Origin of the sequence: Vibrio sp. 10N.222.46.A1 (assembly GCF_041473595.1) — a bacterium.
GTDB lineage: Bacteria > Pseudomonadota > Gammaproteobacteria > Enterobacterales > Vibrionaceae > Vibrio > Vibrio tasmaniensis_A.
Window position 1 is genome coordinate 1 of record NZ_JBFRSN010000590.1, and the last position, 7,639, is coordinate 7,639.

At 44.6% G+C, this 7,639-nt stretch carries 8 protein-coding genes and 1 pseudogene; 4 read left to right on the top strand and 5 right to left on the bottom strand.

Going from position 1 to position 7,639, the window contains the following annotated elements; genetic code table 11:
* Positions 1 to 631: pseudogene (locus AB4496_RS16540) on the bottom strand (hypothetical protein); the annotation flags it as partial.
* A gap of 219 nt (positions 632 to 850) precedes the next feature.
* Positions 851 to 2,560 (bottom strand): amidohydrolase, encoded by a 1,710-nt coding sequence (locus AB4496_RS16545; RefSeq protein ID WP_102257816.1) that lies wholly within the window; start codon positions 2,558 to 2,560, stop codon positions 851 to 853.
* 322 nt (positions 2,561 to 2,882) lie between these two features.
* Here AB4496_RS16545 and AB4496_RS16550 point away from each other — a divergent pair, with 322 nt between their 5' ends.
* Complete coding sequence (locus tag AB4496_RS16550) at positions 2,883 to 3,401, top strand: lipocalin family protein (RefSeq protein WP_009847187.1); 519 nt, start codon at positions 2,883 to 2,885, stop codon at positions 3,399 to 3,401.
* 98 nt (positions 3,402 to 3,499) lie between these two features.
* Here AB4496_RS16550 and AB4496_RS16555 read toward each other — a convergent pair whose 3' ends face one another.
* Together AB4496_RS16555 and AB4496_RS16560 are read right to left on the bottom strand one after the other, a co-directional pair.
* A complete protein-coding gene (locus AB4496_RS16555) occupies positions 3,500 to 3,874 on the bottom strand; it encodes a hypothetical protein (protein ID WP_009847186.1) in 375 nt (124 codons plus the stop codon).
* Positions 3,875 to 3,944: 70 nt separating this feature from the next.
* Entirely contained in the window at positions 3,945 to 4,250 is a 306-nt protein-coding gene (locus AB4496_RS16560) for a monooxygenase (RefSeq protein ID WP_012604433.1), read from the bottom strand.
* A gap of 156 nt (positions 4,251 to 4,406) precedes the next feature.
* Here AB4496_RS16560 and AB4496_RS16565 point away from each other — a divergent pair, with 156 nt between their 5' ends.
* On the top strand, positions 4,407 to 5,318 hold the full coding sequence (locus AB4496_RS16565) for a LysR family transcriptional regulator (protein ID WP_102257817.1): 912 nt from the start codon (positions 4,407 to 4,409) through the stop codon (positions 5,316 to 5,318).
* A gap of 22 nt (positions 5,319 to 5,340) precedes the next feature.
* On the opposite strand, the gene AB4496_RS16570 is transcribed toward AB4496_RS16565, so the two are convergent.
* A complete protein-coding gene (locus AB4496_RS16570; protein WP_004736309.1) occupies positions 5,341 to 5,955 on the bottom strand; it encodes a TetR/AcrR family transcriptional regulator in 615 nt (204 codons plus the stop codon).
* A gap of 236 nt (positions 5,956 to 6,191) precedes the next feature.
* On the opposite strand from AB4496_RS16570, the gene AB4496_RS16575 reads away from it, so the two are divergent.
* Positions 6,192 to 7,307 (top strand): efflux RND transporter periplasmic adaptor subunit, encoded by a 1,116-nt coding sequence (locus AB4496_RS16575; RefSeq protein WP_102257818.1) that lies wholly within the window; start codon positions 6,192 to 6,194, stop codon positions 7,305 to 7,307.
* 8 nt (positions 7,308 to 7,315) lie between these two features.
* Positions 7,316 to 7,639: efflux RND transporter permease subunit (locus AB4496_RS16580; RefSeq protein ID WP_372131398.1), on the top strand; the 324-nt coding region annotated here is incomplete at its 3' end.

Below are 7,639 nucleotides of genomic sequence, written 5' to 3' on the forward strand. Positions count from 1 at the left end.
GTACACCACCAGGGCTATGAAGCATAAACCTTTTTAAATCAACGCCTTGGCTTTTATAGTGTTCGACATAAGCAATGAATTTTTTGAAAGCGCCAGGCACGATAGGACCTTCACCATACAAGTAAGAACCCTTACTATCTTCGCCAATCATGAAGTTGAGTTTCTTTGAGTGACGTAGTGGGTGTTTATACTTTTCAGGCGCATAAAACTCAGGGAAAACTAAAGGTTGGTGGCTAGAGTTATTGTTTTCTTTTTCTACTTGTAACTTCTTTGGTGTCTTTTGTTTCTGCTCTAATGGTTTTTCATTTGCTAATTTGGGCTCTTTTTTTATAGCGTCTTTCTGTTTTTTAGTTTCTTTTGGATCTTCTGCGGTAGAGGCCTTCTGTTTCTGCGAAGGTTTGGGAATCGACTGAGTCTGCAGATTGTCCTGCTCTTTTTCATGTGACTCTAGTGAACTTTGAGAAGCCGTACTTTCCGTTGTGGGAGCCTGTATATACGTATTGTTAGGCGTAGTGTCTTTTATGTTCGTAACATCGTGTGATTTTTCGCTACTAGAAGTAATAGCTTTATCTGTGCATGCGGATAACAAAATGCTCAGCACAATGACTATTGCGCCAATCAGTATTCTCATGTCAAGTAAATCTCAGTGGAGGTTAATTATTGCGCGCACTATACGGTGTAGCGTATGCAATATCAATAACGTATTTGGACAAATATAACGCCTACAGATATTGATCTTATAATTGCATTCACTTGTTACCTTTATGTTTTAATATTATTGATGCTTTTTTATGTTTGTGTTTTTTGGTTGTCTTGGAAAAGATAATGTTCAGTGATTATTAGCTATTTTTTACTTACCTTTGGTTATACGCTCGAAAACCACATCCCCTCTTAACACTGTCATCAACACCTGAGTCTTGGCTATTTGTCTTGCCGATACTGTAGTGATGTCTTTGTTGAGAATCGCGAAGTCCGCTGATTTTCCAACCTCAATAGACCCCGTGACGTCTTCGATACCAAGGCTCTTTGCTGCATTGAGCGTGTAAGCGTCGATAGCTGTGTAGATATCAGTTAGGCCTGTTTTACCCATGATTAAGCTATTTGCGATTCCAACTAGAGGGTTGATGTCGTGTACGTTCCAGTCACTGCTCAAGGTGATATTGGCATCAGTCTTAAGTATCGCGTCTAGGTTCATCATGGCTTTGGCACGGCGAGCACCAAGGAAGGCTTCAGCCCATTGGTGTTGATGCTTGGCTACATAATCGGAACCGACTTGGAAATCCGCCGAGACATTGAGTTGCTTAAAGCGGGGAACGTCTTCATCATTGATCAGCTCTACGTGGGTTAAGGTATAAGGTTTTTTCGAGCCTTGTTTACGCACGCTTTCAATCGCATCTAGTGATTCACGAACGGCACCATCACCAATCGCATGAATGTGCGCACTAAAACCGATTTTATCTAGCGCGGTTAGCCACTCTTTCATCTGTGCTGGTGGAATGTAGTTTAGGCCATTGGGAGACTGTGGCAGATAGGTATCTAAATAGGGCGCGAGTGTTTTTGCTGTACCATTAATGAAGATGCCATCGCTGTACATTTTTACCTGATCGACGAGCAACAGACGGCTTTTATCATCTGAATACATCTTCTCGAAGACTTCTAATTGCGAGGGTATCGCCATTGATGGGTAAACCCAAGGGCGTAATGACACGCGAGCCGTCAAATCTTGGTTTTGCTCCGCTTCTAGCCAAACGTCATACCAGCCTCGTTTCCAATACATCCGGCCGTCACCGATGGTGGTAATGCCGTGCGCAGCGGCTTCTTCAAGACCGAACATTAACCCTTGGTAGCTTTGTTCAAAGAGCTCGCTTTGGCTGTTCCACGCCATCTCCATAATTTGGTCGCCAGCGTTATCTAATAAGATGCCATTGAGCTTGCCGCTGTCTTGGTCTTTTAAATATGCGCCACCTTGTGGATCAGGTGATTGTTGGCTGATTCGAGCGATCTTCAGGGCTTTAGAGTTGACCCACATCGAGTGAGAGGTTTGCTCCATAAGCACCACGGGACGATCAGGGAAGATGCTGTCGATGATCTCAAGTGGTGTGTATTCAGAGTCGCTGTCGAGTGTCGACTCAAGAGAAAAGCCATAACCCATCAGCCAGCCTCGACCATTGGTTTCGGCATTGATTTTACACGCTTCTAAGTAAGGGATTTGCTCTTCTAATGTGGCTTCAGAGTCTAGTTCGCAATTGCCACCCAGCTCTGAGGCGGCTTCAAACACATGGTTATGATTATCAATGAACCCCGGCAAAACAAAGGCATTCTCCAAGTCGATGACATCGGTACTCTGACCTTGAAAAGATTGCGCCTGAGCGTGGTCACCGATGAAGATGATCTTGCCTTTATGGGTAACGATCGAGTCTGACTCGCGATGCCCATATATGTCGGCATTGGTAAAGATCTGGTCTGCGGTTAGGCTTTGAGAAAAAGCCGATGGCACAGAGACTAGGCTAGCGAATAATGCAATCCATGCAGTGCGTGGCAAAGTGAGCTTATTGTTCATTGTTATTTATTCCATGTTCCACTGTTTAGTAAGTATAGAAAGCGAGAGGTAAGAATCATATCGCGGATTTTTAATAATAAAGTGTCCATAGTTGCTCTCCTGATTAAGTTAACTTGCCGTATATTTTGCGGTGACTCCGACTCAATATCGAACATCAATGAAACACCATTGATTCATTCGCAGACTAAACAATTCACATAAGATTCTGAATAAATTACAGTTAGGTGAACTTTAAAAATGGATTTAACGTATTACCAAGGATGTAAGTTTATGTTTTCACAAGGCTTACTCGCATTACTAATAAAAACAAGCCGAGGTTAGGATGAAAAAAATATTATTGCTGCTTAGTGTGATTCTATTGGGTGGTTGCGTGGGCATGCCTGAAACAGTAAAGCCCGTTCAACAGTTTGAATTGGATAGATACTTGGGCAAATGGTACGAAGTGGCTCGTTTAGACCACTCGTTTGAGCGTGGCTTAGATAACATCAGTGCCGAATATAGCTTGCGTGATGATGGTGGCGTTAAGGTGATTAACCGCGGCTATTCGGCGGAAGATGGCGAATGGAACGAAGCGGAAGGTAAGGCGTACTTTGTCGAAGGCAGCGATCAGGGTTATCTAAAAGTGTCGTTCTTTGGCCCCTTCTACGGAGCTTATGTGGTGTTTGAGTTGGACAAAGAGAACTACCAGTACGCGTTTGTTTCGGGCCCAGATACCGACTACTTGTGGTTACTTTCAAGAACACCAGAGGTTGCACCAGGAGTGATGGAGAAGTTCAAAGCGATGTCTAAAGAGCGTGGCTTCAATACTGATGAATTGATTTACGTTGAGCACGGTAAATAAGCTGAGCGCGCTAGGTTAACGACAGTTGATTGAGAAAAAGGAACAGATGATGAGTGCATCTGTTCCTTTTTTATTGGTTTGGTTTGGTTTTGTATGAACTAGCCTTGTCGACGAACCTGCAACACGCTGAGCACCGATAGTGAAAGGAAGAACGCCGGATCACTCCAGCCGAAGCCAACAAATATTCCTGTAAATGCCGCATACAATGTGATGATGGCGCCGAGCATATTTGTAACCACCAAGCCTTGGATGAGCTTTTTAGCGGACAAGCCAGGTTCAATGTCTCTAAGCAGCCAGCTTATTGCAGCGATACCACCCAAAAATATACTGGTGTGTTGAGAGAGAAAGTACGCGTACTTATCATTGATCTCTACGCCGTACATGGGCCACATTACCGTTGGGATAAAAAACAGTGCGATGGCAAACCCTGCGTAAATAATGCCGTGTAGGCTAAGAAAAGTTTTGTTGTTCATTACGTATCTCTCTATTTATTACTTAGCTATTCAGTATCTTTGTTGTCATTCAGCGAATGAACAAGTTTGATTAACCGTTGATTGGGCCTTTATTAATGGTAGTTAATGGCTGATTGACGTCAAAAATCACACCACGCACTTCTTCAACACCCATCTCTTTTAAGCGAGCGCTATGCATCGCTAGGTAAGCCTCTGCACTGAGTTGGTCTTCAAAAAGATAGACACCACCGCCCAGTCTTTCAGCTTCGTTTTCTGTCCAGATTTTCCAGATCATACCCGGTTCGTTGTTAATAGACTTTGCTAGGTCAACGAGTGCGTTTGACATCTCTTCACCAAATGGGCCGCTAAATTCAAAATCGACTTGTAATAATTTCATGGTTATTTCTCCAAACAGTTACTTGGTATTGCGCTGAGACTCATGGTCATTTCGCAAAACATAGGAGGCTTGATTGCCTGTTGAAATAGATATTACCTGTAAAAAACAGACAAAAAAGTTCATAATATAGTTACTAACTGTCAGGATTTTAGACCGATGAGATTGAAAACCACCCTCGACCAATGGCAAACCCTTTACGAGATTGACCGCGCAGGCAGTATTCAGGCAGCGGCACTGCAATTGAACAAGAGCCATACCACGCTGATTTATGCGCTGAGAAAATTGGAGGACCAATTAGGCGTGACTTTAGTGCAGGTTGAAGGTCGTAGGGCGGTCTTGTCGGAGGATGGGAAATCACTGTTGCGCCGTGCAAGCAGTATGTTGGAACAAGCTCGCGAGCTAGAGTTGATCAGTGAACAGCTAGCGAAAGGTGTTGAGTCTGAAATTGTGGTTGCGGTTGATCACTTGTGTTGTCTTGAGCGTCTTTATCAACCGATGGCTGCATTTTTGGCGGAGAACAACACCACATCGATACAAGTGATTGAAACATCACTGTCTAAAACAACCGAACTGGTGACTCAAGAACTGGCCGATGTGGCTATCATCAACTTGCCTATTACTAATTACTCAGCAGAAGCCTTTGGTTTTACGATGATGGAGCCCGTTGTCGCAAGTTCGCACTCTTTAGCTAACGTGTCATCTATATCACTAAACCAGTTGTCGTCGCTGCCACAAATTGTGGTGCGGGACTTAGGTGCTCAAGCTAGTCAAGGCAGTAAAAAGCAAGGGAACAAAAAGGATGTAGGGTGGTTGAAGTCGAGTCAGCGCATTACGGTGGATAATTTCGATCATGCGTTTGGCGCGGTAGAGCAGGGAGTCGGTTATTGTCGACTACCAAAGCACATTGTTGAAAGTCGAGGAAGTGACAAGCTCACTGTGTTGAATGTCGAAAATGGCAGTGGGTATCACGTTCCGCTGCACCTGACTTTACCAAAAGGAGCCAAGACAGGCCCTGCTGCTAAACGTTTCTATGAGTTACTTCTTGAGTCAGTTTCAAATGCGAGCTAACGGCGACATGAACCTTGAACGATTAACGAGGCTGATTGCCGTTTAAGAACAGCGCGACACATTCGCGAGTGTAGTGAAGTCTTTCTTCTTCAGATTCTCCGCTATCGTGTCCGAAGAATCCCCAATACGCCGATTTGCCGTGAAACATCAACAACAGTTGGCGTGCTGCAATGACTGGCGAGCTTGATGTCGACAGTGTGAGATCACCAGAGTCTATTTTCGACTGCAAATAATCAGCAAGTAACTTGGTGGTTTTCTGAGGGCCAGTTTCTAAATAGATAGAGGCGATCTCTGGATGCGTATTCGCTTGGCTAATGGCATTTTGAAAGGTTTGTCTAGATTGTTCATCAAGTAATAAATCCTGAAACTTCACACCAAATTTCACCAACTCATCACCCACCGCAGCATCCATATCAAAGGCAGCAGGACTGAGTTCTCGCTCCGCACACTTGGTTTGCATGCAGGTTTCGAAAAGTTCGTCTTTGTTTTTAAAGTGAGAGTAGACCGTTTGCTTAGAAACGTTCGCTGCTTTGGCTATCTGATCCATATTGATCTTGAAGCCATGTTCAGAGAAAAGTTGGCTGGCTGCGGTTAAGATCTGCGATCTTTTCTGTTCACTCTTGATGATTTTAGTCACGTGCTTGCTTCTCGTTACTTAGTGTTGTCTCGTTACCTAGTTTGTCTCTTTGCTTGGTGCCTGTTGGTGCTCAGTTCTATGTGTCTCGTTTTACGCTAAGCATTATGCTTTTTGTGATGGTTTTATCAATCATTAACGATGAAACTTATTTTTAACACAATCAAACTAGACAGTCTAGTTTGATTTGGTTAGTCTAAAAAAAGAACATAATTGAGTACCGCATAGGAACAGTACGTATGTATAAATTGATGAAGGGAAGCGCAGTGGCAGTGGCGTTGTCGGCTTTTCTTGTTGGATGTGGCGAAAAGGAACAAGCCCAAGAGTCGGTTGATTCAACCGCTGAAACGGCATCGAGCGTCCAAACCATTTTAACGGTGGAAACGATGGCCTTGGCGCGGTCTTCCTCTTATGCAGTTCAGCGTGAATATGTCGGTGTGGTTAAGGCGGGTCAGCAGGCTAATTTAGGTTTCGAACTGGCGGGCAAAGTAAACGAGATTCTGGTGGATGTCGGTGACACAGTCACAACGGGTCAGCCGTTGATCATACTGGATACCCAACTTTTGGAAACCGAGTCTAGCCAACTGAAAGCGCAGGCTGAAGAAGTCAAAGCTCAATTGAGTTTGGTGGCTGCGAACCTTAAACGTCAACGTTCATTGAAAGCGAAAGGCTTCAGTGCCGAAGCTGAGATTGATTCGTTAACCAGTGAGCAACGCGTGTTACAGTCGAACTTACTGCGTATTGATGCCTCGGTAAAAGGCAATCAATTGAAGCTGGTGAAATCGACAGTTCGTGCGCCATATTCAGGGACCATCGCAACACGCTTTGTCTCGCTTGGAGATGTAGTGAATGTAGGGAATCCAACTCTTACACTGCTTGCCTCTGAAGGGAAAGAAGCCTTTATCGGTATTCCTGCCCATCAAATGAAAAAGGTTACTTCACTTTCCGCCCCAAGTATTCGCGTCGGGCGAGATGAATTCGCTGTGAGACTGTTGAATCCGGGCGCAATGGTCGACACACAGTCTCGCAGTGTCGGTTTGCGTTACTTGTTTCCTGAACAATCGTCGGTGTTAGAAGGGCAACTTGCCTATTTGAAATTTGATGAGCAGATTGATGACCAAGGCTACTGGGTGCCATTAACGGGTTTGATTGATGGATTGCGCGGTGTGTGGAACATCTTTGTGATTGGTGAAGACAACAAAGTTGAGCGCCGAAGTGTTCAGGTGTTGTTTGCCAACAATCAACAAGCGTACGTGAGTGGGGCGATTGAAGACGGTGAACAAGTGATTGCCAGTGGCTTACATCGTTTAGTTCCTGGACAAACCGTGAAGCCAGCAAGCGTTACTGCTGAATAGGAAATAGCATGAAAATCATAGAGACTATTTCCAACACTCGACTGCTTATCTTAATGACCGCACTGCTGATGGTGAGTGGTATTTCTGCGTTCATGACGTTGCCACGTGCAGAAGACCCAGTCATCATCAACCGTTACGCGAACATCACAACCAGTTTCCCCGGAGCCAGTGCCGAGCGTGTTGAAACCTTGGTAACAGAAGTTATCGAGAACAAGCTGCGTGAGCTGAGTGAAGTTAAACTCGTGAGCTCAACCTCAAGGCCGGGCGTGTCTATTGTCACCTTAGAATTGAATGACACCATCACTGAGCCTGAGCCAGTTTGGTCTCAAGCT

What these genes read in the sequence shown, in the direction of transcription:
- AB4496_RS16565 (WP_102257817.1), top strand. Translation starts at nt 4,407, where the DNA reads ATGAGATTGAAAACCACCCTCGACCAATGGCAAACCCTTTACGAGATT.
- AB4496_RS16550 (WP_009847187.1), top strand. Translation starts at nt 2,883, where the DNA reads ATGAAAAAAATATTATTGCTGCTTAGTGTGATTCTATTGGGTGGTTGC.
- AB4496_RS16545 (WP_102257816.1), bottom strand. Translation starts at nt 2,560, where the DNA reads ATGAACAATAAGCTCACTTTGCCACGCACTGCATGGATTGCATTATTC.
- AB4496_RS16575 (WP_102257818.1), top strand. Translation starts at nt 6,192, where the DNA reads ATGTATAAATTGATGAAGGGAAGCGCAGTGGCAGTGGCGTTGTCGGCT.
- AB4496_RS16560 (WP_012604433.1), bottom strand. Translation starts at nt 4,250, where the DNA reads ATGAAATTATTACAAGTCGATTTTGAATTTAGCGGCCCATTTGGTGAA.
- AB4496_RS16555 (WP_009847186.1), bottom strand. Translation starts at nt 3,874, where the DNA reads ATGAACAACAAAACTTTTCTTAGCCTACACGGCATTATTTACGCAGGG.